Origin of the sequence: Thermanaerothrix solaris, assembly GCF_032334255.1 — a bacterium.
Classification (GTDB): domain Bacteria; phylum Chloroflexota; class Anaerolineae; order Anaerolineales; family Anaerolineaceae; genus Thermanaerothrix; species Thermanaerothrix solaris.
The window spans coordinates 695935-718640 of record NZ_JAUHMF010000002.1 but is presented as its reverse complement, the minus strand read 5'-3'; the positions used below and the strand labels follow the sequence as shown (position 1 = coordinate 718640).

The 22706-nt window shown below is 55.2% G+C and carries 22 protein-coding genes; 9 read left to right on the top strand and 13 right to left on the bottom strand.

From position 1 onward, the window contains the following. Position 1 precedes the first annotated feature (1 nt). The gene (locus tag QYE77_RS11550; protein ID WP_315625566.1) at positions 2–796 is read left to right on the top strand and encodes a hypothetical protein; all 795 of its coding nucleotides are present in this window, start codon (positions 2–4) and stop codon (positions 794–796) included. A 55-nt stretch (positions 797–851) separates the two neighbouring features. On the opposite strand, the gene QYE77_RS11545 is transcribed toward QYE77_RS11550, so the two are convergent. Both QYE77_RS11545 and rplS read right to left on the bottom strand, forming a co-directional pair. Further along, on the bottom strand, positions 852–1844 hold the full coding sequence (locus QYE77_RS11545; RefSeq protein ID WP_315625564.1) for a prenyltransferase: 993 nt from the start codon (positions 1842–1844) through the stop codon (positions 852–854). Positions 1845–1976: 132 nt separating this feature from the next. Continuing rightward, a complete protein-coding gene (gene rplS / locus QYE77_RS11540) occupies positions 1977–2324 on the bottom strand; it encodes a 50S ribosomal protein L19 (protein WP_315625563.1) in 348 nt (115 codons plus the stop codon). A 187-nt stretch (positions 2325–2511) separates the two neighbouring features. Here rplS and QYE77_RS11535 point away from each other — a divergent pair, with 187 nt between their 5' ends. Next, positions 2512–3696 (top strand): alpha/beta fold hydrolase, encoded by a 1185-nt coding sequence (locus tag QYE77_RS11535; protein ID WP_315625562.1) that lies wholly within the window; start codon positions 2512–2514, stop codon positions 3694–3696. Here QYE77_RS11535 and QYE77_RS11530 read toward each other — a convergent pair. After that, positions 3693–4484 (bottom strand): CDP-alcohol phosphatidyltransferase family protein, encoded by a 792-nt coding sequence (locus tag QYE77_RS11530; RefSeq protein ID WP_315625561.1) that lies wholly within the window; start codon positions 4482–4484, stop codon positions 3693–3695. The genes QYE77_RS11535 and QYE77_RS11530 overlap by 4 nt on opposite strands. A gap of 152 nt (positions 4485–4636) precedes the next feature. After that, on the bottom strand, positions 4637–5545 hold the full coding sequence (locus tag QYE77_RS11525) for a lysophospholipid acyltransferase family protein (RefSeq protein ID WP_315625560.1): 909 nt from the start codon (positions 5543–5545) through the stop codon (positions 4637–4639). Positions 5546–5722: 177 nt separating this feature from the next. Between QYE77_RS11525 and QYE77_RS11520 the strand changes: the two genes are divergently transcribed. Next, complete coding sequence (locus tag QYE77_RS11520) at positions 5723–6508, top strand: hypothetical protein (RefSeq protein ID WP_315625558.1); 786 nt, start codon at positions 5723–5725, stop codon at positions 6506–6508. Positions 6509–6525: 17 nt separating this feature from the next. Continuing rightward, the gene (locus QYE77_RS11515; RefSeq protein ID WP_315625557.1) at positions 6526–6783 is read left to right on the top strand and encodes a hypothetical protein; all 258 of its coding nucleotides are present in this window, start codon (positions 6526–6528) and stop codon (positions 6781–6783) included. A 20-nt stretch (positions 6784–6803) separates the two neighbouring features. On the opposite strand, the gene QYE77_RS11510 is transcribed toward QYE77_RS11515, so the two are convergent. From QYE77_RS11510 to QYE77_RS11490, 5 genes are read right to left on the bottom strand one after another with little or no spacing between them, the layout of a single operon-like run. Continuing rightward, on the bottom strand, positions 6804–7760 hold the full coding sequence (locus QYE77_RS11510; protein ID WP_315625556.1) for a DUF4032 domain-containing protein: 957 nt from the start codon (positions 7758–7760) through the stop codon (positions 6804–6806). Further along, the gene (locus tag QYE77_RS11505; RefSeq protein ID WP_315625555.1) at positions 7735–8439 is read right to left on the bottom strand and encodes a metallophosphoesterase family protein; all 705 of its coding nucleotides are present in this window, start codon (positions 8437–8439) and stop codon (positions 7735–7737) included. The genes QYE77_RS11510 and QYE77_RS11505 overlap by 26 nt, the downstream gene beginning before the upstream one ends. A gap of 43 nt (positions 8440–8482) precedes the next feature. Continuing rightward, entirely contained in the window at positions 8483–8872 is a 390-nt protein-coding gene (acpS, locus tag QYE77_RS11500) for a holo-ACP synthase (RefSeq protein WP_315625554.1), read from the bottom strand. Between the two features lie 4 nt (positions 8873–8876). Then, the gene (locus tag QYE77_RS11495; RefSeq protein ID WP_315625552.1) at positions 8877–10175 is read right to left on the bottom strand and encodes a M16 family metallopeptidase; all 1299 of its coding nucleotides are present in this window, start codon (positions 10173–10175) and stop codon (positions 8877–8879) included. Further along, a complete protein-coding gene (locus QYE77_RS11490) occupies positions 10172–11470 on the bottom strand; it encodes a M16 family metallopeptidase (RefSeq protein WP_315625551.1) in 1299 nt (432 codons plus the stop codon). Before QYE77_RS11490 ends, QYE77_RS11495 begins: the two co-directional genes overlap by 4 nt. A 112-nt stretch (positions 11471–11582) precedes the next feature. Here QYE77_RS11490 and QYE77_RS11485 point away from each other — a divergent pair, with 112 nt between their 5' ends. The 4 genes from QYE77_RS11485 (at position 11583) to gatB (ending at position 17023) form a co-directional block, all read left to right on the top strand. Next, positions 11583–12929 (top strand): FAD-dependent oxidoreductase, encoded by a 1347-nt coding sequence (locus tag QYE77_RS11485; RefSeq protein ID WP_315625550.1) that lies wholly within the window; start codon positions 11583–11585, stop codon positions 12927–12929. A gap of 48 nt (positions 12930–12977) precedes the next feature. Then, on the top strand, positions 12978–13946 hold the full coding sequence (locus tag QYE77_RS11480) for an NAD-dependent epimerase/dehydratase family protein (protein WP_315625549.1): 969 nt from the start codon (positions 12978–12980) through the stop codon (positions 13944–13946). Between the two features lie 47 nt (positions 13947–13993). Beyond that, positions 13994–15463: a hypothetical protein gene (locus QYE77_RS11475; protein WP_315625548.1), complete on the top strand. Its 1470-nt coding sequence runs from the start codon at positions 13994–13996 to the stop codon at positions 15461–15463. A gap of 87 nt (positions 15464–15550) precedes the next feature. Continuing rightward, positions 15551–17023, top strand: a complete 1473-nt coding sequence (gatB, locus tag QYE77_RS11470; protein WP_315625547.1) for an Asp-tRNA(Asn)/Glu-tRNA(Gln) amidotransferase subunit GatB — start codon at positions 15551–15553, stop codon at positions 17021–17023. Positions 17024–17054: 31 nt separating this feature from the next. Here the strand turns inward: gatB and QYE77_RS11465 are convergent, their stop codons facing one another. Continuing rightward, on the bottom strand, positions 17055–17399 hold the full coding sequence (locus QYE77_RS11465) for a DsrE family protein (RefSeq protein ID WP_315625545.1): 345 nt from the start codon (positions 17397–17399) through the stop codon (positions 17055–17057). A gap of 293 nt (positions 17400–17692) precedes the next feature. Between QYE77_RS11465 and rsmG the strand changes: the two genes are divergently transcribed. Continuing rightward, on the top strand, positions 17693–18409 hold the full coding sequence (gene rsmG, locus QYE77_RS11460) for a 16S rRNA (guanine(527)-N(7))-methyltransferase RsmG (protein WP_315625544.1): 717 nt from the start codon (positions 17693–17695) through the stop codon (positions 18407–18409). On the opposite strand, the gene QYE77_RS11455 is transcribed toward rsmG, so the two are convergent. The 3 genes from QYE77_RS11455 to QYE77_RS11445 are packed head-to-tail and all read right to left on the bottom strand — an operon-like array spanning position 18399 to position 22611. Further along, complete coding sequence (locus QYE77_RS11455) at positions 18399–19742, bottom strand: MFS transporter (protein WP_315625543.1); 1344 nt, start codon at positions 19740–19742, stop codon at positions 18399–18401. The two genes, rsmG and QYE77_RS11455, sit on opposite strands and share 11 nt — an antisense overlap. Beyond that, positions 19739–20566 carry a carbohydrate deacetylase gene (locus QYE77_RS11450; RefSeq protein ID WP_315625542.1) on the bottom strand — a complete coding sequence of 276 codons (828 nt, stop codon included), beginning with the start codon at positions 20564–20566 and terminating at the stop codon, positions 19739–19741. The genes QYE77_RS11455 and QYE77_RS11450 overlap by 4 nt, the downstream gene beginning before the upstream one ends. After that, the gene (locus QYE77_RS11445; RefSeq protein ID WP_315625541.1) at positions 20560–22611 is read right to left on the bottom strand and encodes a glycoside hydrolase family 2 TIM barrel-domain containing protein; all 2052 of its coding nucleotides are present in this window, start codon (positions 22609–22611) and stop codon (positions 20560–20562) included. The genes QYE77_RS11450 and QYE77_RS11445 overlap by 7 nt, the downstream gene beginning before the upstream one ends. Between the last annotated feature and the right edge of the window lie 95 nt (positions 22612–22706).

Below are 22706 nucleotides of genomic sequence, written 5' to 3'. Positions count from 1 at the left end.
GATGAACCCTATCCGCACTTTCAGCACCGATGGCGTGCCAGCACTTATAACACGTCAGGGAGGTGGAGGTTGGGTTACTTCATTAGGGCCAGGTGCGTGGCGCTTATCTTTGACCGCCACCTCTTCTAGCACCTATGCCCTGGCCCAACTGGATGATTACCTGCACCTCCCCCGATCTCGCTTTCGCTGGCAAGCCCCCCTCCAACTCAACTTGGAAGCCCGTGCCTCGGCCTCTGATCTCCCAGGCACCTGGGGATTCGGGCTGTGGAATGATCCGTTCGCCATGCCGTTAGGGGTGCGTGGCAGTGCACGGCGCTGGCCCGCCCTTCCCAACGCTGTCTGGTTCTTTTACGCCTCACCCCAGAATGCTCTGACTCTGTATGACGGATTACCGCCGAATGGTTTTCTGGCCGCCACATTTTCATCCCCCACATGGCCCAGTTTGGCCCTGCTGCCTGCCATGCCCATCCTTGCAGGCCTGCTCTGGCCACCCACGGCACGTTGGCTACGCCGTTTACTACGACATTTCATTCGTCAAGATACCCGGCGCCTGGATCACGATGTAACGACCTGGCACCACTATTCCATTCACTGGCAACCGAACCATGTCAGATTCAGTGCGGATGGCAACATTGTCTTTGAAACCACAATTGTCCCCCAGGGACGCTTGGGGCTGGTAATCTGGATAGACAACCAATATGCCGCTTACACCCCTCAGGGGCAGGTGCGCTTTGGGTTGGAAGCCATGCCGCCTGCTTGGCTGGAAATTCGCGGATTGCGCATCGCCGGCGAATAAAAAAGCCCTGCCAATGAAAGGCAGGGCTATCTTTTTCATGCACCGGTAGAAGGGTTTAGCGCACAATCAACTGCAGAATCAACCCCAGCATAAAGAACAAGCCATAGGCACGGCTCTGGTAGAACGAAGCCGCTACAAAATACAACGGCCAGGCACTGCGCGCCGGTTCTTCCTTGGGAGGCTCACTCGGACGCGGATGGCGATAAACCGTCAGTGCCGGACGCAGCCAATAGAGGGCACCTAACACCACCAGCATCACTGGCGAGAAGTACCCACTGACCACCAAAGCAATCACGCCCAGATACTGCAACGCCATCATCGTCAATACAACATAACGCGAGGCCGTCTCACCGAGAATGACCGGCAGGGTGCGAATCCCCTTGGCTGCATCTTCTGCCCGCTTATCAATGTGTTTTCCGAAAATCACCGTGGTCGGCCCTAAGGCATAGACCAAACCCGCCAGTGCCACATTCCAATCCCATTGGCCGGTGATCACATAATAACCCCCACCGATCATTAGCGGCCCCCATACCAGAAGCACCGCCAATTCGCCCAAACCGATGTATTTGAGCGGGTAGGTGTAAAAAAGGACAAAAAACGCACCGATCAGGAGTAACCCCAACGCCAGCCATCCGTTCACGGCTACCAGATACGCCCCAGCCGCCAGCGCAATCAAGCCGGTCACTGCCGCATAGGTCAAGTGCTCACGCTTGGTCATCAATCCCTGCTCCAAGGGCTGTGGGCCGTATTGGGTGCGGAAATAATTGTTGGCATCCACCCCACGTGAATAATCGGTGTAATCGTTGAGCAGGTTGTTGGTAGCGTGGGCAAGCACCAGCCCCAGCGCCAATAAAATCCAGCGCCAAAGATCAAATTTACCGGCATGGGCAGCCAGCAGCCCAGCAATACCAGCCGAGGTAAAAGTCATAATTAATACTGCGGCGCGGGTTGAAATCAACCACCGCGAGATGATATCCAGTTGCTGCCATTCCTCGCGGCTGATGCGGGGGATCACGCGCAGCGCTTGAATCCACATACGGACATTCATAGCCGACCAACCTCCACAACAAGAGTTATTAGGTCAAACAAGGCTTATTATACCGCTGACTTAATGAAAAGAGGCGCAGCGTGTCTATCGTCTGCGCCTTTTCCAAGAGAAGAAGACCCATGCCAATATCAATTAGTCAAATTTCTGCTTGAGCCGCGCGCTCTTGCCGGTGCGGTTGCGCAGGTAATACAGGCGGGCCCGACGCACCTTGCTGTGGCGCTCTACCACCACTTTCTCAATGCGCGGCGATGTGAAGAGGAACGTACGTTCCACCCCAATACCGTTGCTGGCAATTCGGCGTACCGTGAAAGTTGAGCCAGCCCCATTATTGTGAATGGCCAGCACGGTACCCTTAAATTCCTGCACCCGTTCACGGCCGCCTTCGACGATCTTCACATGCACCGAAACCTGGTCCCCCGGTCGCAGCGGCGGGATGTTCGGATTTGGCGCGGGCTCAATGGCTTTGAGCAATTCGTTCATCGTAACACCCTCAATTCACAGGCTCTGCCAGGCACCCCGTTATCCTGGTCAAGGCGAAGGCAAATTATACCACATTCTCTATATTGGGAAGGTGCCATTTTAAATTCCCTTCACCGCTACTGCCAGCGGTCAAATCAGGTAAAATGAGGATATCCGATTTTCTTGTGCTTATTTCTCAGGAGAAAACGTGCTTATTTTCCTTAGTCTTATCGGCGGTCTGATTATCGCTTTGGGTTTGTTCAGTGCCTATTTGTGTTGGCGAGCGTTACACCCTCGCGTTATCCCTCTATTAAAAACCTACCAGATTGAAGTTGAGCATGGACGGCTGGATGAGCACGCCTACCGCACTTGGCCCAAACAAGAGGTTAAAATCCGCTCGCCGTGGGGCTACTACTTGGCTGCCACCTACTTCCCCCAACCCGGCGCCAAACGCACCCTGATCTTCGCGCATGGACATGGCTATAGTCGCTTTGGTGGGGCCAAAGTAATCCCCTTCTTCCATCGCCATGGTTTTAATGTCTTGCTGTTTGATCAGCGTGGCCACGGGCTGAGCGGAGGAAGCACCTGCACCTACGGTTATTACGAACGCTACGACCTGAAAGCCCTTACCACATGGGCTCTGGCCCAATTGGGGCCGGGCGGAATTGTCGGTACATTGGGTGAGTCGCTGGGGGCTGCCACCTGCCTGCTCCACGCGGCCCTGGATCCACGGGTCGCCTTTGTCATCGCTGATAGCCCTTACGCTCGCCTGGATGATGTGTTCAAGCGACGCTTGCATGAAGATTATCATCTCCCCGAAATCCCCTTTTATTACACCACCACTTGGCTCTGCCGCTTGATCGCCGGGTTTATGCCCCACCAGGTTGCCCCCATTGACGTCATGCCTTCTGTGCAAGCCCCGGTGCTGCTGATCCATGGAAGTGCGGATACCTTAATCCCGGTAGAGACAGCCCAAGAACTCTATCACGCTGCACCCGAAGGGAAGTGCATCCTTTACATTGCCGAAAGTGCCGAGCATGTGGGAGTCTTTGACCTCAATCCCACGGCTTATTTTGATCACATCACGGCTTTTTTGCGCAGGTTTGGCTTCATCGAACCCTCGCCGGAACACACCGCCCCTGTGACGGCTCCTGCCCATCCCCGTCGGCGCCGCCGCAATGCTCAAACCTCAGGTCAAGAAGCCGTTTCTTCTAACGCCCAAAGATGGGAGCCCTCAGATCAACCTTTATCCTCGCCGATTCAAGAGCCACGCGCACAAGATGATGTTCCACCACCCTCTTCCGAACCGGAAAAATTAGAGACGCCCGCGGCTGCTCGTCGTAAGCGCGGGCGCCCCCCCAAGACAGCGTCAAATTTGCCCCATCCCCGTTAGGCTGGCGGCATGCCGTGCACCGTACCCCTCGCCGTTCCGGCACGCCGGGCAGTTTTGGTTTTGGCCCGGCGGCGTTCCTTGCGCGCGGCTGCCACAGCCTTTTTCTCGCGCGCCAAATCATCCTGACGCGCCAGTTCGGTTCCGGTTTGCACTGCTACAATGGCCGAGAAGACCAATAACAATGTGCCGACAAAGACCACAATTACATCATATAAGGTGAACAGGCCTAAGGGAGTCGTTAGAACGGGGTTACCGATAAAGAAGATGATCGCATTGGCCAAGATCGCCATAGCCCGCACCTCGGTTGGCCCAATCTTGGCAAACGAGATGCGAAAAACCCCCTTGGTGATCATCAGCAGGTAAACTACAATCGAGGTTTGGAGATAGGATATCGCCCCCAGCAAGGCAATGGTCAGGTTGACATAGGGTGAAAGCCCCAGACCGATAAAAATCAGCACCACACTAGCCGTGTCTACAAGGTGGTCAATAAAAAAGCCGTAATGAGGCCGCTCAATCTTACGGTAGCGCGCCAGCGTGCCATCCAGGCTATCCCCAAACCAGTTCAGGATAAATCCCACCGATGCCAGCCACAGAAACGCCGGATGCACTGAGGTTAATCCATAACTTACGGCGATCAAAATGCTGGAAAGGAAACCGATGGCCGTCAACATATCCGGGGTCACCCAGGCCGGCATCATGCGCGCCAGCCAAGCCAGTGCCGGACGCTCCAGGGGCCCCAGCAGAATATCATTGATGCGTTGATGGTCTTTCAAATTGGGTTGATCCATAGGCGAACTCCTGGACAGGTGGTCTACCCCCATTATAGAACGAAACCAGGGCAAAAACCAGTCCTCATTTTTGATGATTTGATGAAGGAATCCTTAGAGGGTCTTAGGTAAACCCCTTGCAATCTCATGACAAACAATACAACCCCATCGCCCTAGAAAGGTAACGCTGTTGCGACTTCCGGCCATACCGGGTAAAACATCGCCCACTGATGTGGCACCTGCCGGATGAGCACTTCGGCTTCACGCAAAACGGCCTCAGTATTCTGGATTAACGCCTGCTCTAAATCTTCGGCGGGCTGCATGATAACGGGTGGCCGAGAAACGACGGAATAACGCCCCTCCCCTACACTAATGCAAGCCACGACGATAACGGGAAGGTTGAGTTGTAGCGCTAAACGCACATGAAAGACCGGTAGGGGTGCCGGGCGACCGAAAAAGCGGGGATAATAACGCGTCTCACTCAGCGGGCGATCAATCCCGGTCAGCACAATCCCCCCTTTTTGTAAGCGTGCCCGTGCCTGTTGCAAGGCGCTCATGGAGATTGGGGTAACCTCAATACCGCTATCGCGGCGCAGGCGATTCTGCCAGCGATAAGCTCCCGGCGGCTGGGGGTAAGACAATACCTGGAAACGCAATCCACGTAAGGCCAGTGCGCGTCCAGCCAGGTCAAAATTACTCAGATGGGGAGTTACGAAAAACGCTGGACCACCCTCATGTAGCAAGTGATCAAAAAGGTCCTGAAACTCAGGGGAAAACGTTACCCGCTCCAAAACCTCTTGAGGCCGGTTGAGAGTATGGAAGTAAACGTAAAGGTTACGGGCGTGGGTGCGTAAAACCTCCCTGACGATTTGCCGCATTTGCTGGCGGGTCAGATTTTCGCCGCGAATGACCCATTGGTTGACGCAAATCGCCCGCACAATGGCCGACCGAGTGCGCGACGCAACCAACGCTGCACCCAGGTCAGCAATATGGTATCCCAACCAGGGAGGCGCGGCCTGGCTTATTCCCAGGCCAAGCGCAACAGCGAAGCGGCTGTAGAGCAAGGACTGCAGTAGGTTCATGGATGAATTCCTCCCGCTTTGATTTTAACGGGTTTGGCGGATGAGCCCAATTTTTAGTTTCTCGAAAATTCGTTCCAAGAATCACCCGATTACCCCTTGAAATAGAACAAATGTTCTGTTATACTAAAATGGCCATTCAAAAGAAAAGGCCAGAAAAATGAAAAAGGAGAGAAAATAATGGCCCTCTTAACTCAAAAATACCGATTGGATCTGGTCACAAAACCCATTTCCAACGCATCAGACCTGGATATTTCACCCCTCACCCTACAGTTTGCCCAACGCCCCACTCTGGAGGAGATCATCTCTGGGTTACCTTTGCTTACCCATGAAACAGCCGTTTTAGGGGTTTGTGAGGATGGTGTCCCATTGTTGCTAGACCTCCACAATCCTTCTCCGGGCGCTCTATTGGTCATTGGTCATGAACTCACAACCCCCCTCAACCTTCTTGAGGTTGTGCACCAGTCCCTATGGATGGCAAATGATCCACAATTTTTGCAACTCTTCCTGGTGAGCGACAAAGCCTTTTCCGCCTCCCACCCTGTTGAACGTTGGATCAACCCACACCACCGTGACCTTGAACAAACCCTGGTTCAATTATCCGACGTGACGAACGCAAGACAACAAGGTAAATTACGGGGGCCCTCTATTGTTCTCTTAATTGAAGATCTGGAATGGGTTTTACGGGCTGATCCCGAAGCGATTTGGGCTTTGGAATACCTACTCCACTACGGGCCGAACCAAAAAATCTGGCCAATTGTAGCAACGACCCTCAAGAATGAAACCATTCGCCTGCGTTGGTTGCGCCGATTCAAAACCCTGATCTGGGCGGCAGATTTAAGTTTAGAAACGAAACAAAAGTTCAGCCTCCCCACACACCCTTTCAGTACGACCTTACCCGCTTCCTCCTGTTTCAGTCTTAGGAGCCAGGGGCAATGGCTGCACATTTGGGTTCCTGAACGATAAGATCCTGAGGTGGAACAATGAAAATGGGAATGCTTTGGTATGATGATGACCCAAAAGCCGATTTACACGCTAAAGTTCACCGTGCGGCGGAATACTATCACAAGAAATACGGCGTTCGACCCAACCTTTGCTTTGTACATCCCAGCATGTTGGATCAAGAACGCCTACAACTCAACGGTATTGAAGTGCGTACGAACCGACGCATTCTACGCAACCATTTATGGCTTGGTTTGCTCGAACTCGGCGACCCAGCCCCTTCGTTGCAAGGAAGTTAACGGATCAACTCAAAGGACTTTTACCCCTTCGGTTCGGCCTCACGATCAGAATGCGCTATCAACCCTTGGAAGAGGCGGCGCAATATCCCGAGCAACGAAGATGACTTCACGCCGGCGAATTGTTCGCGAAAATGATTTGCCGCCTCTTCGGGGGTCACCTCACGCCGATACTGTTCGCGCAAGTACCATAGGTGCTCAATAATCCATAAATAAAGGTCGGCTACGGTTCGGCCTGGAAAATCCTTGAGCAAGTCACTGGCTTCAATGACCCGCGCCAGGGGTAGATAAACCTCATCATACCAGGACGTCACCGCCTCTTCATACGGCACTTCCTCCCCGCGCTCCAAACCCATAAAGTAACGATGCACATCAATGTGTTCCAGCAGTTTGGCGTACTGCCCTGGTAGCGTCAGGTCTATCTTCGCCCCAGGACGCAGTTGATCCAACCGCGTTTTAGCATAAAATTCACCTTTCTCATGCAATGTGATCAACTCGTCAATATCCGTGTGCTCATCAATCGGCACCGGGGTTTCAATTTCAATGACGTAGGCGTCAATGAATTTCTGCCCCCGTTCGCGCGCTACCGAGACGCGGTGATTGCCATCCTTCACAAAATACGCCTCGCCGATCTTGTAAAGTTCCACTGGCGGCAGGTCAATATCCTGCAAATGGGCCACGTCAATGCTGATCCAACGTGAGGCTGTACGAGAATGCCGGGGCAGAAAGGCGCGGTCAAAATCCTGATAACGTCCTACGCTCCCGATAATTTTCTCAATCGGCACCTCTTGCAGGCCAATATAGTGTTGTCCACGCATTGGGAGCCGCGCCTTCACCTCGTCGAAGGGTAAAAGGCGATTTGAGGACTGGGTAAACCACGAGAAAACCGAACGCCAGAAACCTTTGCGTAATGCCGCCTCAAAATCAGCCTTGGCAAGGCGTTCAAGAAAACTTTCATCCCGAGGGGAAATTTCGTTCACGCATAACCTCCCGTGCCTTGCGCCGTGGCCAGAAAGCCGGTCGCGATTCAGGCACTTCATACACAATTTCGCGGTAACCGTAAGTATTCATGACAATCGTCTTACCCACGCGGGTGATGGTTGGGATGTCATTGCGATAGACATGAACGTGCCCATGCAGATGGTAAGCGGGTTGAAACGTTTCAATCAACCAGCGAAATGCTTTAATCCCGCGATGGGGGCGGTCATCCAGATCATGGATTTTCCAGGGTGGCGCGTGGCTCACAAAGATATCCAGGTAGCGCCCATAGAACAGATGATTGAGCAGCAGACGGGGCACTAATCCCAGCACCATGAGCCACATCTCTGCCTGGGAGTACTGGTGCGGGCCGTAATTATACTGCAGGCACCCCTCCACGCCGGCCAGGAGTAAACCCTCCGGTGTACGCACCACCCGTCGGTGGAGGTTAACGGCTCCCCACGGGGCATGCGGATCACGTCCTGTCCCCAGTTCAACCTTATCCACATGATTCCCTTCCACATAATAAAGCGGGCGGTCTAGCATACTGATAATAAACTCAAGATAGTAATGGGGCAGATCACCACAACTGATCACCAGATCAATGTGGCGAAAGCGGTTAACAATGTTGGCGTCATAGATAAAACCCAATTCCACATCACTGACCGCCAGGATATTCATGTGCTCCATCCCACGCTCATCATAGCATCCTGAGCGGTCTTGTTCAAGCCCCGTTCTCTCCCTCTGAGGGACCTAACGCAACCACCATGGCCATGGCCAGCGTACGGGTATGGGTAATGCTCACCGACCATTCCCGCAGATGAAGTGCCGCCGCACGTTCCGCCGCCCGACCGTGAAGATGGAGCAAAGGTTGGCCTTCCGGGCCGCGCCGCACTTCAATCTCTTGCCAGGAAATGGGGCCAATACCGCACCCCAAGGCCTTCGCCACGGCTTCCTTGACCGCAAATCGCCCCGCTAACACCGCCAGATCCTCGTTCGCCTCCTCAAGCTCCAGGGGAGTAAAGACGCGGCGCAAAAACCGCTGACGAATTTGCGGATCGAGCCGCTCAAGGCGTTGAATCTCGACCAAATCAACCCCGCACTGCAGTGCCATGGCATTAACTTTCTAAAGGTGGGCCTGCGCTCACAACGATCAAGCGCTCGGGATCGAGGTAGCGACGCGCCACCTCAAGAATTTGCTCCCGCGTCACCGCGAGCACCTGCTGAGGATAGCGTTGCAGATAGTCCAATCCAAGGTTAAACCGCTCCATATTCAGAATCGCGCCGGCCACCCCAGGATTGGATTCCAAAGAGAGAGGCAACCGTCCAATAAAATGGGATTGGCTATCGCTCAGTTCCTCTTCACTCACCGGCTCGCTGACGAAACGGCGAATCTCCTCCTGAATGAGTGCGATCGCCCGCTCCAAGTTGGCCGGGTTGACCCCCGCATTGACCTCCCAAGAACCTGCCACCATCCAGGCATTCAGGCTGCTCATGGCATAATAGGCCAGACCTGCTTTTTCTCGAACAACTTCGCCAATCCGTCCCATCATGCCAAATTGACCAAGGATATTATTGCCCAGCGAGGCCGGCAGATAATCGGGGTGATTCCGCTTTGGCCCCAGGGTGCCGATGATCAATTCGGTCTGGACTTTGTCGGGCAATGGCACATGTTGACGAACGCTCTGCGCTGGCGGCTTCACGGCTGGAAAATTTTCCTCATTTGTGAGAGGAGCGGCTAACCAATCGCCTAAGGCAGTGTTAACCTGAGCAATCACCTCCTCGGCAGTTACCGCTCCCACCACCACCAACACCATCCCCTGCGGACGGAAATGCTCCTGATGAAACGCCATCAAATCCTCACGGGTAATTTTCTGAATGGTTTCAGGATAGCCGTCTTCAGAACGCCCATAAGGATGGTCCGGGAAGAGCAACGCATCAAAGGTCAGTTCGGCCATTTCTGCCGGATCCTGGGCACGGATGGCCAGGCTTGTCAGCAGTTGCGCTCGCAGTCGTTCCACTTGTTCAGTGGGGAACGTGGGCTCACGGACACACGATGAAAGCAGATTCAGCAACAGCGGCAAATCTTCAGCCAAGGCGCGCCCGCCAAACGTAATAGTATGAACATTGGCGCTAAAACCCAGGCTTGCCCCGGCTGACTCCAACATATCGTGAAGAGTGTGAAAATCATAACGGGCGGTGCCGCGCATTAGCGCCCGCGCCGTGAAGCCGGCCAAACCCAATTTGTCCAAAGGATCATACTGGCTACCACAAGGTAAATAACCATTTAGGACCACCGAGGCACTGTTGAAATTACTCCGTGTTAAAACCACAATACCATTAGGGAGTTCTACCCGGGTGATATCCTCCGGCCCGGGGAGTGAGCGCCACATCTCAGATGAGGGGATTGCTGTCATGCCATTGCCTCCTCGCCAGTAGGTTGATATATGCCTACTACCCGCCGTTGGGGTTGGAGATAAGTTTGAGCAATGCGCTGAACATCCTCAGCCTGCACCGCCGAGAGCCGCTCAACGTAATGCGCAAACCACTCGTAGGTCGCAAACATTTCCGAGAACCCCAACCAGAAGCCCTGGTTGGTAATATTTTCGCTCCCATAAGCAAAGAGCGCGCGGGCTTGTTTGAGCGCGCGCTGGATCTCCTCCTCGCGCACCGGCTCTTCTTGCAAGTGCCGAATCTCCGCATCAACAGCGTTCAACACGGCTTCAGGTGTGCTTTTAGGGTGAACGGTGATTACCAAATCGTAGAGATAAGGGTCAATGGTGGCGTGCAAACCACCCCCAATGCTCACCGCCAATTCGCGTTCAACCAGGGCTTGGTAGAGGCGTGATGTCTTGTTGGAAATGCCCCCACCGCCGAACATATTCAGGCTACTCGGCCCCGATAACAAACTATCTAAAACCGTGAAGGCAAAGAAATCGGGATGGTTGGCCGCCGGAGCCCGATAGGCCAGATGCATAAACACCGTTGTTCCCGGCCCTTTCACCTCCACTCGTCGCTCCTGAGCCAGCGGCGGCTCTTGAGGGATCTCTTTGCGGATGACCTCACCGGGCGGCAAATGTCCGAAATTTTGCTCAATCTTCTTGAGCATCACGTCAGTCTCAAAATCGCCCGCCACGGCGATCAGGGCATTCGCCGGTGTGTAATAGCGGCGATAATGATGATACAAATCCTCACGGGTGATCTGGCGCAGATCCTCCTTAAGTCCGACCACCTCATAGCGATAAGGATGATGGTCAAACGCCGCCATTTGCACTGCCTCGCCCAAAAGGAAGAGCGGTTCGTTCTCGCTCCCCTCGCGTTCGGAAAGGATCACCGTGCGCTCCGCTTCCACATCTTCGGGATCAAAACGGCTGTTGACCATGCGGTCGGCTTCCAGGTCAAGCGCAAGGTCAATCTTATTCGCCGGAAGGGTTTCAAAGTAAGTTGTCCAATCCAGGTACGTGAAGGCGTTCCACATCCCGCCCTCGCGCGAAATCCAACGATCCAGCACGCCAGGCGGGAAGCGCGGCGTCCCCTTGAACTGCATGTGCTCAACCCAATGAGAGAGGCCAGTCTTTCCGCGCACTTCATCCCGCGAACCCACCCGATACCAAACCCAAAAACTGATCAGTGGCGCAGCGTGAATCTCTTTCAGTAGCACGGTCAACCCATTAGACAATTGGGTACGTGTTATAGGTATCTCATTAACCATGATGCTCAGAGCCTCCTTTTTTATAAATCATGCCTAAGTTACCCGGTATTATCAATTCGAAGTTCATTTATAATAAAATCGGAATGCCACAACTGACCCCCAGGAGAACGCGATGAGCCTCGAAAATCGCTATTGGGTTGCTATTGCTGGTGCCGGCCCAGCCGGCCTTTACGCCGCGCAGCATCTGGCCGAAAACGGGGTACAGGTCGTTTTGTTCAACCGTGATATCCGCCCCGGTGGATTGGCTGAATATGGCATCTACCCGGATAAATTGCGTCTCAAAAACGGCCTGCGCGCTCAATTTCAGCAGATCCTTTCGTTACCCGAAGTCCATTACTATGGCAACGTCCGCATCGGACGTGAGGGTGATTTTACACTAGATGACCTACGCCAGTTAGGCTTCCAGGCCATTTTGGTCGCCGTTGGCGCTCAAGGCACCAAATGGTTGGGGTTACCCGGCGAAACTCTGGAAGGGGTCTATCACGCCAAGGACATCGTGTATCATTATAACAAACTCCCCCCTTATAGCCAGCGCACTTATAAGATCGGTAAAAAAGTAGCCATTGTCGGGGGCGGCAACGTCATGGTAGATGTCGCCCACTACTTGATTGACGTTTGCCGCGTGGATGAGGTGGTCGCTATTGTACGGCGCGGGCCTAAAGAGGTGAAATTCGATCGTCGTGAGCTGGAAATGGTGGCCGCTAATCTGGATTGGGATGCGTTCGAAGCCGAACTGGAACGAGTTGCCCCCGTTATGCGTGCACTAGGGCAAGACCCTGAAACCTCACGAGAATTGGTACGCAATGCCATAACCAAAGCTGGCCCCAAGCGTTCGCCGACACGGTTATGGATTCGCTTCCTGGCTTCCCCCCGTCGCATTCTGGACAATGGCCAAGGCGCCGTGGGGGGGATCGAACTTGAAGATAACACCCTGGTGCTCCAAAACGGTGAGGTTGTCGCTAAGGGCCTGGGACATACCTGGGTTATGCCGGTGGATACGGTCATCTTTGCCATTGGGGATCGGGTAGATGAGACCCTGGGTCTTCCCGTCCACCGTTACGAGTACGATAAAAATCCCCATCCGCGTTTTCCAATTGAGGGCGAATCCTACGAGGCATATGACAGCGAACGCAATGAACCCATCAAAGGGGTTTTTGTAGCCGGCTGGTCGCGCAAGGCCAGTAGCGGATTGGTAGGCACGGCGCGCAAAGATGGTGTCAATGCCGCACGTGCCATTTTGAGCTATCTCGCCACCCTTTCCCCTTTATCCGAGTCCCTTCTGCCGCACATCGAACAAGCCATCCACATGCTATCTCACCCCGTGGTCACCAAAGAGCATCTCGAACGCCTTTATCAGGCCGAAGCCGAACGCGCGCGGGCACTGGGTCTAGACGACTATCGCTTTGCGACCAATGAGGAAATGCTTGAGGCTATGGGGCTGTTGGGTGTCGCCCACTAAACGCGCTTGATGCTATAATAAGTTTTAGCCCACCCCTTGCGAGGTTCAATGCGTTTTTTGGTTACTGGAGCCGCCGGTTTCCTGGGTTCAGCACTGGCTAACCGCTTGGTCGCAGAAGGTCATACCGTCGTCGGCCTGGACGATTGTTCCACCGGTGACCCAGCCACCTTATCCCCCGAGGTTCACTTCACCCGGGGCGATATCAATGACCGTCCCAAGTTATGGACATTGCTCCAAGAGGTGGACTGTGTCTATCACTTGGCAGCGCGGGTCCTGGTTCCAGAATCCATCCTTTACCCCCGCGAATACAATCACGTCAATGTTGGGGGGACGGTCACCTTAATGGAAGCCATGCGCGACGTGGGCGTGCGGCGGGTAGTATTCATTTCCTCAGGGGCGGTCTACGGTTATCAAGAACAACAGCCAGTGCGTGAGGATGCGGTTCCTAACCCTCGTTCACCTTACGCTGTTTCTAAACTGGCTGCAGAGTACTACGTGCGCACCATCGGCGCCCTGTGGGGAATCGAAACGGTGTGCCTGCGCGTCTTCAATGCTTACGGACCGGGTCAGCATCTCCCCCCGGTGCACGCCCCGGTGGTGCCGAACTTCCTGCGTCAAGCGGTTCAGGAAGGCACGTTGGTTGTCCATGGCGATGGCTCGCAAACGCGCGACTATGTCTATGTGGACGATGTGGTCGAAGCCATGCTCGCAGCAGCCACCGCTAATGGGGTAGATCAAACCATTATCAATGTGGGCAGTGGACGTGAGACCAGCGTACGCGAATTGGTGCGCCTGGTGCTTGAGATTACCGGTACACAGCCCGAGGTGGTCTATAATCCGCGTGCCGATAGCGGCCCCGCCCGCCTGTGTGCCGACATCCGCCTAGCGGCTGAAAAACTCGGCTACCGCCCACGAGTAAGCCTTGAAGAAGGGTTGCGCCTTACCCTAGAACGAGATCCCCGCCTGAAGCGACGCAATGGGAATGGGAAAGGGGGCGAACGGGAGGCGGCGCGATGATCCAGAAATCCTCTTCATCATTCCTGGGTTGAGTGGATAGGGGAGCAATGAGCGGGGAGAATCAACCAACAATTCGCATGAAGCGCGCGTTTCGTATGTTACCGTTTCTCGCTGTCCTGGTTTTGGTTGCCTGTGCTCCAACCCAACCTCAACCTACACCCCAACCCGGGGTATTTGAGGTTGACCCGGTGTTTCGCGAGTTTTACCGGATGCTGGGTGGCGAACCCTTACTTGGGCCGGCGATCACCCGCGCATTTCGCTTCGAGGCTAACCTGTGCCAATACACCCAAAATGTCCTGATGTGCTTTAACCCCTACGCCGAGGACCGCAAACGTTTTTACCTCTTTCCCTTGGGGCAAGTGCTCAATTTGCGCGAAGACCCCGGCCTGGTCTCCGGTGATGGCACCATTATCAACGGCTATTTGATCTATGAAGAGTTTGTGCCTTTATATGATCGTTTGGGCGGTTCGCTCTACGCCGGCCACCCTCTCACTCAACCCCGTTATAATGCCACCCACAATCGCATCGAGCAATACTTCGAGAATGTGGGCTTTTATCGCAATTTAGATGAGCCTCCCGGAAATGTGCACTTATTGGCGTATGGAGTATTTGCTTGTGATGCCCATTGCCGCTACCAAGCACCCCTCAACGGTATTGTAACTTCACAGGCGAACGAGGTTTCCCAGCCGTTCCTTTCGCGCTTAGCACGCCTGGGGGGAGTGGCCGCTTTCGGGCAACCGCTCAGCGAGCCTTATCAGGCGCCCGATGGTGCCATTGAGCAAATCTACGAAGCGGTCGTCCTCTACGCCCCCGCCGATAACCTGAACGCCATGCGCCTGCGCCCGCTCAGCCGCATGCTCGGGTTCCCGGATTATCCGCCCGGGCCACAAATTTACGGCGAAGTGGATGGTATGGTCTTCTACCCGGTTCATGAAGATCTGGGGTTTCATGTTCCAAAAGTGTTTGATGAGTTCATCGCCCTGCACGGTGGGCGGGAAATCTCCGGTAATCCACTGGAAGAGATCGCCGCCGTGGGGAATAACCGTTACCGCCAGTGTTTTGAGAATTATTGCCTGCTGTACGATCACACCGCCGCCCCTAGTCTGCGAGTGCGCTTGTTACCCTTGGGGTTGGAATACCTGCGCCGTCTCCAACCCGAAAGCAACGATCTCCCATTGGTTTATACGCCCCAGAGCATTCGCCTCCTTGTCAGCACCGCGGCAACTCGCCTGCCTGCTGATCAGCCGCAGTCGTTTGAGATCGTCGTTTTAGATGCACGCAATAACCATCCGTTAGCAGGGATCGAATCACGGCTGTGGCTCACCCTGGCCGATGGCACGCGGCTGGAATACCGCCTTCCGCCTACCGATGCACAAGGGCGTGCCCGTCTGAGCATTGCCCCGATCACCCCTGAACAACCTAACGGCAGTGTTATTGCCTATCAGGTCTGCCTCTCCCTCCCCTCCGACCAACCCATCTGCACCAGTGACAGTTATCTGATCTGGAACTATCAATAAGCCGGAGTGGAATGGGTTTAGTGGTAAAATCACGCGAAAGCCGGCTTCAGAAAGTCGGGATCAAGGTCATCCAGGGTGAGGAATAACATGGAATTCGAGCCTGTCATCGGATTGGAAGTTCATGCCGAACTTCAAACCCGTTCCAAGATGTTTTGCGCCTGTCCGGTCGTGGATGCCACCCAGGCTGAACCCAACACCGCGGTCTGTCCGGTGTGCGCCGGAATGCCGGGCGTCCTGCCAGTGATCAACCAGCGCGCGGTAGAATACGCCCTGCGGGTGGCGCTAGCCCTGGATTGTGAGATCGCGACCCACAGCCTTTTCGCGCGCAAAAATTATTTCTACCCCGATTTGCCCAAGGGCTACCAGATATCGCAATACGAATATCCCCTGGCTCAGCACGGTCGCTTACCCATCTTTACCAGCACCGGTGAACGGGTGGTGAGCATTCGGCGGGTGCATCTAGAAGAGGATACCGGCAAACTGACGCATGTCACCGCCACAGACGGCACAACCTATTCGCTGGTGGATCTCAACCGCGCCGGCGTGCCGCTCTTAGAAATCGTCTCCGAACCCGACCTGTTCAGTGTGGAAGAAGTGCGGGCTTATGCGATGGCATTGCGCACCCTCTTGCGCTACCTGGGAGTCAATTCCGGTGACATGGAAAAGGGCGTTATCCGCTTCGAAGCCAACGTCTCGGTGCGCCCCAAAGGAAGTCAGCAGTTGGGAACACGGGTCGAGATCAAGAACCTGAACAGTTTCCGCGCTTTGGAACGGGCTGTGGCATACGAGATTGAACGCCAAAGCCGCCTGCTCGACCAGGGAGAGCGTGTAGAGCAAGAAACCTTGGGATGGGATGAAACAAAAGGGTGCACCTATTCCCAACGGAGCAAAGAAGAAGCCCACGATTACCGCTACTTCCCCGAGCCAGATCTGCCGCCCCTGGTTATCGAAGAATCCTGGATCACCGAGGTGCGTGCTGCACTCCCCGAACTGCCCCACGTGCGCCGAAGGCGTTTTATCGAGATTTATGAACTACCCCCGGCGGATGCGGCACTTTTGGTCAACGAACGTGCTGTTGCAGACTATTTTGAAACCGCCGTCCGGGCCGCCCCTTCTCTCTCACCCCGTACGATTGCCAATTGGATCCTGGGCGAACTGTTTGCCTGGATGAACGAGAGCGGCGAGAGTATTGAGCAACTCAAGGTCACCCCAGAAGCACTGGTCGAATTAATCGGCCATCTCCAAGCGGGGGAGATAAATCAGACCACCGCAAAAGCCGTGTTGCTGGAGATGCTCCAAAGCGGAGCGCGAGCCGGCGCGATCATTGCCTCACGGGGTCTGCGCCAGGTTTCCGACGCCGACGCCTTGCGCGCCTTGGTGGCCCAGGTGCTGGCAGAAAATCCCACCGAAGTCCAATCCTATCTAAGGGGAAAAGAAACCCTGGTCAACTGGTTCTTTGGTCAGGTCATGCGCGCGGTAGGGGGCAAAGCCAACCCCCAGGTGCTGCGCGCCGAGTTGGAACGACAGTTAAGCGAGTTAAAGACACGCCAATCAAATTGAACGACAGGCCGGCCACAGAATTCTTAACCCTTTATAGCGCCACTACTTTTGGGGCCTGAGTGAGGGCTTCTATGATGTCGGCCATACTCCCGACCACACCCACCTGCACCTGGTCGAGTAGGCCAAAATAACTCAAGCAAGTATGGCAGAGCACCAGTTCAATTCCACGCTTTTCCAATTCGCGTAATTGATCTAACACCGGAGAACCGTGGCAGGCCAGGCGTACCCCTTCCGTGTAGAAGATCACCTTAGCCGGTAGTTTTCCACCCTCCAACGCCAAGGTGAGATACTTGACCGCCAGTTGCTGTTGTAATTCCGCCGGGCCCTCTCCCAAGCCAAAGCGGGTAAAGAGCCAAACCGTATCGCGTTCAGACATCGGTCACCTCCTGCCTAAAAGACTGGATTAATCTTTGTGTAGAGCAGCCCATCCTGGCACCACCGGGCTGCTCTACGGGCAGGAGGTTATAACCATCCAGATTTCACCCCAAGCCCACGGGCCGCCACGGAATGGACTGCACATAGGGCACGCTCCCGTGCCCATCCATTTGACATTCAGCGTTTCAATATGTTCACCGTGGCCGGCCTCCACAACGTGTGGGATGTCTTGATTATATCCAGATTTTCACCATCTGCCCCCAAGCACTCCAGTTTTCGGTATAATGGCGGCGCATGGAAAAGTTCGCCCAGGATGTCCAAAACCTGCTTGGGATCAAACTAACGCCGCGTCAAATCGCGGCCTTTGCCACATACGAGCGCGAACTATTGGCCTGGAACGCGCGCTTCAACCTCACTGCTATTCGTGATCCCGAAGGCATCCGCACCAAACATTTTTTGGACTCACTGACCTGCATCCTCGCCTGGCGCAATAGCCCCCCGCCCCAGACTCTGATTGATATCGGCACAGGCGCCGGCTTCCCAGGTCTTCCGCTAAAAATCCTGTTCCCTCATCTCGAAGTGACCCTGGTGGACTCGGTTGGTAAGAAATTGGCTTTCTGTCGTCATATTGTGGAGACGCTAAAACTGGAAAAAGTTACTCTTATTCAAGGGCGCGCTGAGGAATTGGGACAAAACTCTGCCCACCGCGAGCGTTACGATTGGGCGGTTGCCCGCGCCGTTGCCAACATGCCGGTTTTGGTGGAATACCTCTTACCTCTGGTGCGGGTCGGCGGGGCCATGCTGGCCCAAAAAGGTGCCAGCGGCCCGGCGGAAACCCAAAGTGCAGAACGCGCTATTCGCATCCTTGGCGGGCAACTCCACCAGGTGCTTCCGGTCTATCTTCCCGGCGTGGCCGAGGAACGGTATCTGATCGTTATTCGCAAACAAAGTGCGACACCACCCGGCTACCCTCGCCGCGTGGGGCTACCGGCAAAAAAACCTATTCAGTGACATCGCTCACGGACGCAATAGGCGTCATGCTCGCCGGTTGAGCCGCGCTTAGGGTGCGGCGCAACCATCCAGCCATCCCAACTGCCAGCAATAACACAATCCCCGGAATAACCACCATAAAAAAGCGAAACGCCGCATCCGGGTTGGGGCCGGGCTGTTCGCCGCTCACATAGCCGAACAACCAGGTCAGCAGGACAAAACTTTGGGCGTTGAGTAAGCCTGAAAGCCGCGCCAACACTGCCGCCAAGCCGTAGAACATGGCCTCTCGCGGCTGACCATGGCGGCGCGCATCGTCATCAATGATTTGCCCGAGCACAACATCCCCCAACACCATACCACCGCTCAATCCCAGGCCGATCACTGCCGCCGTCAAGAGACTCCCCCACAGTGAGCGAACCGCGCTCAGAGGCAGTAATGCCAGCATCAACCAGGCTAAGGCGATCTGCCAGGCTCGGGCGGCACGCCAACGCCTGGTGAGGTAAATCCAAAGCGCTACGCCAGGGATGGCCGTCACAAAGACGGCACCGAACAAAAGCGAGGTCTGCCCTTCGGCAAGATCCAGGGCATATTTGGCATAGAACGGCATCCCGGCCATCAGTAGGGTATTAGCCAGGGTCGAGAGCATAAAAATACCCAGATAGAGGCGGTAGGCAGGGTTTTTGAGCAAGTCCCCAACATTGCGCCAGAAATTTGGCACGGCTTCGGCAACAGGAACTTCTTGTTCCTCCCGAAAATCGAGTAGGAAAAGCAAGAAAGCCAGACTTCCAATCCCGGCCCACACCGCGCCCATACCGGCAAAGCCCCATCGGCTGTAGAGCAAGGGGCTAAGCGCAATTCCACCAATCAAAGCCACCTGACCTAGTGCTTTGCGAATCGCATTGGCACGTACCCGCTGTGCTTCGGTCGTAAAGACACGGGGAAAAAGGGCATTGTAATTGACCCAACTCATGGTCGCTACCGTCTCCGAGAACAACAGAAAGACCAAAAACCAGGCAAAAAGGGCCTGGGCATCCAAAGACCGGGGCGGTGCCCATATCGCCAGCCAGGCAATCAGGTTCAAAGGTAACACCACCCACAACCAGGGGCGGCGGCGCCCCCAGCGCGTGCGGGTGCGATCCGAAAGATGGGCAAAAATTGGGTCGTTAAGACCATCCCACACCGAGTTAATCGCCCGCGCAATCGCCACCAGGGTGACCGGCAACGCCAACACATCCGAATAGAAGAACACCAAATAGGTACCAATCGCAAAACCGGGCAGGCTTAACCCAAATTCCCCTAATGCATATCGCCAGGGATTGGCACGGGGTAAAACCGATGGGGTTTTCTGACTCATGAACACCTCCGGAGGGCATCGCGCACCTGGCGATAGGTGAGCAAGACAAACTCACCAATGACCTGGCGCACCGTAGAATCTTGCAAAGCCTCATAATCTGAACGACGGATCTCCCAATCGGGCAATGATTGGGCTTCGGGGGTGGGCAATGCAGCGTGGTGAATCAGGTGATAAACCCCAGGGCTGGCTTGGCGCAGCGTCTCGATGAACCAATCCCGCTTTTGGGCGGGTGGAACGGGATAACTATCCAGCCAACGTACCTTGGGCAAAGGTGCCCGCACCAGTAAACCTTCGATCGGTTGACGCAACCATTTTGGGATCTTTATTGCCTCCAATGATTCCGGGATAAAGGCGGGCAGGCGAAATTCCATTGCCAGTTTGACGTAAATCTCAGCAAGGTCCGGACGCAAAACGGCTCCCATATGGGTGTCTATGTGGGTTACGTCAAGGCCCATCGTCAAAGCAGCATGAATTTGCGCCCGCAGTTCGGCCTCCACCTCCTCGGTTTTGACATGTAGCCAGGCTTCTTCCACCGTGGGCCAGAAATAACCGCTTGGATCGCGCAGGCTAGCCCCGGACGTGAGTGGGCGTAGGCGCGGCGCCCGCCATTCGCTGGTCAGGGTCAGGTGCACCCCGAGGTCAGCCTGGGCATGCTTGGCCAGTTGTGGCGCCCAACTTCCCGGGATCATGACCGAGCCAGTTGGAAAGCCGAGCGCCTCATAGGCGGCGTTCTGCGCTTGCAACAGCCCCAAATCGTCGTGATGCAAAATCAACACCCTTTTTTCATTTAAACCCAAGGTGTCCCAAAGCGTGTCGCTCACCATGCACCCTCCATTGGCACGATAGGTGGTAGATAATGGATGTCTAACGTGCTTGTGGCCAGGAGCCTGTCATCTTCCCACACCTCACCAACCACACGATAATCCCCGGGGGTTAAGGCGCGTAAAAATTGCGCCACCTGTGCCAGCCATTCGCCCTCACCCGGGGGGGCTTCATAGCCTTCCATCAGGTTGAACAGGCAATGTGTCGCCTGTGCGTCTACATGTGCTTGCAAATCGCCCAGCACCCCATTGACCGGCCCTTCTAAGCGCAACGTTACCCGCACTCTTAATGAGCGTTCCAGGTCATTAATCAGCCAGACCTCACTGAGCGGCGGCTGCCCGATTTCAGTTACCTCACGATATGGCACCAACGATAGCAGTACCGGGCTCGAGGCTTCTTTCAAAGCATAGTAACCGGCTTTGGGCGTGCGGTCGGCCTCGACCACGGCCCATGTGATTCCCTCCCAGGGCTCGACGAACATAAATTGAAAGTACCCGGTGATTTTTCCCTTGGCGCGGCGGTAATTTTCAATGGCAAAGCGCAACAACCGCGCCTGATAGGCTTGTGAATTCGCCACAAATGTCTCCAGGCTGTTACCCATCTCCACCCCGGCCACGCGGAAGGTTTGCTCAGCCTGGAAATTATGATACGCCCACACCTCCCAGCGCGGTGGCCAGGCCGCCTCACCCAACACCCGCCGTAATGTCTCGGCGCGCGGCAATGCTTGTGCCCCAAATTCCGAAGGCAGCGGCGCCGCCGGCAGGGCTAGAAAATCACGCAGGTGCCCCCAATACCACCCTGGGTAGGTGTGCTCACGGAAATCTGACGCCTCTTTGATCAGGCGGGTTGGATCGCTCCCACGCAACGCGGCGGCAACCATTGGTACCGTGGTGTAACGGTTATGGGTTGGCTCATTGCTGGCACACCACAGGAAGATACTGGGATGATTACCCAACACCCAGGTCAGCGCCTCGGCCTGGCGCACCGCCTCTTGAGCAAAGGCGTCATCCAGGGCATAACCCCACTGCAGCGGCATATCCTGCCAGACCAGCACACCTTCGCGGTCACATACCTCATAAAATGCAGGATGAGTCACATGTGCATGCACCCGCACTGCATTTAGATGTGCCTCTTTGAGCAAACGCACATCGGCCTCGGCTTGGGCCAGTGAATAGCCCGCCAACCATTGCGTTGGGATAATGTTCGTGCCGCGCAGGAAGAGTTTACGTTCATTCAGACACACCCAATCGCCTTCGCGCGTTACAGTGCGAAAACCCAAGCGCGTAGAAAGTTCCTCATCCCCCACCTGCAAGGTTAAACGATAGAGATGAGGAAAACCCCGTTCCCACACTTCCCACAGCGACATCTCTGGCAACAGCCAATAGAAACGCACGCGCTGTCGTCCCGATGGGAGGTGAATGGGACGTTCCGCGCGCAGTTCTTCGCCTTCGAAATTTTCCGGGGTAAGGTTTAGGGCAACAACGGCTTCGCGTGACCGAGCACTATCGCACTCTATCTCGACCTGTAAGCGCCATCCACCGGCAACCCGCAGCGGGAGCGCACGCACTCCCAGCAAGGCCACATCGCCGCTGGTCCAAACTTCCATCCCGCCCCATAGTCCACCGGTACCCCGTTCCTGCCCACGTGGACTGGTGCTGCCAGGACGGCAATCATGTTGCCCAAAGACCCCTTTGATTTGACGCTTGAAACGCGGCCATACCTCGCCAAACGGCTCTTTAGGCGCCGCCACTCGCAGCCACAAGGTCTGCCCCGCAGTAGGCAGAGAGATAATCCAGGGCTCAAAGTACCCCTCATGGCGTCCCAAATATTCCCCCTCCAACCAAGCCTCGGCATAATAATCCGCCCACAGGCGTAACCAACGCCGCCGTTCAGACTCAGCCAAAGGGAGTGATAACCGATACCACCCCACCTCGGCCTCAAGCCCATCCAGAGTCCACTGGTGAGGTAAGTCAACTTCACGCCACCCCGTGGCCGGAAGGTCCTGGGGGTGCATTGCGGGATGAGGGATAAATTCAGCCCGGTTCATCTATTTACCTCCTGGGGGACAAATTTGACACCCTCAAATTATGCGATAATTCGAGTATAGCCAATCCAAATGTCGCTCGCAACTCGCCCGGTGAG

Bases quoted from the DNA above. Each gene is read 5' to 3' on its own strand.
- QYE77_RS11550 (WP_315625566.1), top strand. From the start codon at position 2: ATGAACCCTATCCGCACTTTCAGCACCGATGGCGTGCCAGCACTTATA.
- QYE77_RS11545 (WP_315625564.1), bottom strand. From the start codon at position 1,844: ATGAATGTCCGTATGTGGATTCAAGCGCTGCGCGTGATCCCCCGCATC.
- rplS (WP_315625563.1), bottom strand. From the start codon at position 2,324: ATGAACGAATTGCTCAAAGCCATTGAGCCCGCGCCAAATCCGAACATC.
- QYE77_RS11530 (WP_315625561.1), bottom strand. From the start codon at position 4,484: ATGGATCAACCCAATTTGAAAGACCATCAACGCATCAATGATATTCTG.
- QYE77_RS11525 (WP_315625560.1), bottom strand. From the start codon at position 5,545: ATGAACCTACTGCAGTCCTTGCTCTACAGCCGCTTCGCTGTTGCGCTT.
- QYE77_RS11520 (WP_315625558.1), top strand. From the start codon at position 5,723: ATGGCCCTCTTAACTCAAAAATACCGATTGGATCTGGTCACAAAACCC.
- QYE77_RS11515 (WP_315625557.1), top strand. From the start codon at position 6,526: ATGAAAATGGGAATGCTTTGGTATGATGATGACCCAAAAGCCGATTTA.
- QYE77_RS11505 (WP_315625555.1), bottom strand. From the start codon at position 8,439: ATGAATATCCTGGCGGTCAGTGATGTGGAATTGGGTTTTATCTATGAC.
- acpS (WP_315625554.1), bottom strand. From the start codon at position 8,872: ATGGCACTGCAGTGCGGGGTTGATTTGGTCGAGATTCAACGCCTTGAG.
- QYE77_RS11495 (WP_315625552.1), bottom strand. From the start codon at position 10,175: ATGACAGCAATCCCCTCATCTGAGATGTGGCGCTCACTCCCCGGGCCG.
- QYE77_RS11490 (WP_315625551.1), bottom strand. From the start codon at position 11,470: ATGGTTAATGAGATACCTATAACACGTACCCAATTGTCTAATGGGTTG.
- QYE77_RS11485 (WP_315625550.1), top strand. From the start codon at position 11,583: ATGAGCCTCGAAAATCGCTATTGGGTTGCTATTGCTGGTGCCGGCCCA.
- QYE77_RS11480 (WP_315625549.1), top strand. From the start codon at position 12,978: ATGCGTTTTTTGGTTACTGGAGCCGCCGGTTTCCTGGGTTCAGCACTG.
- QYE77_RS11475 (WP_315625548.1), top strand. From the start codon at position 13,994: ATGAGCGGGGAGAATCAACCAACAATTCGCATGAAGCGCGCGTTTCGT.
- gatB (WP_315625547.1), top strand. From the start codon at position 15,551: ATGGAATTCGAGCCTGTCATCGGATTGGAAGTTCATGCCGAACTTCAA.
- QYE77_RS11465 (WP_315625545.1), bottom strand. From the start codon at position 17,399: ATGTCTGAACGCGATACGGTTTGGCTCTTTACCCGCTTTGGCTTGGGA.
- rsmG (WP_315625544.1), top strand. From the start codon at position 17,693: ATGGAAAAGTTCGCCCAGGATGTCCAAAACCTGCTTGGGATCAAACTA.
- QYE77_RS11455 (WP_315625543.1), bottom strand. From the start codon at position 19,742: ATGAGTCAGAAAACCCCATCGGTTTTACCCCGTGCCAATCCCTGGCGA.
- QYE77_RS11450 (WP_315625542.1), bottom strand. From the start codon at position 20,566: ATGGTGAGCGACACGCTTTGGGACACCTTGGGTTTAAATGAAAAAAGG.
- QYE77_RS11445 (WP_315625541.1), bottom strand. From the start codon at position 22,611: ATGAACCGGGCTGAATTTATCCCTCATCCCGCAATGCACCCCCAGGAC.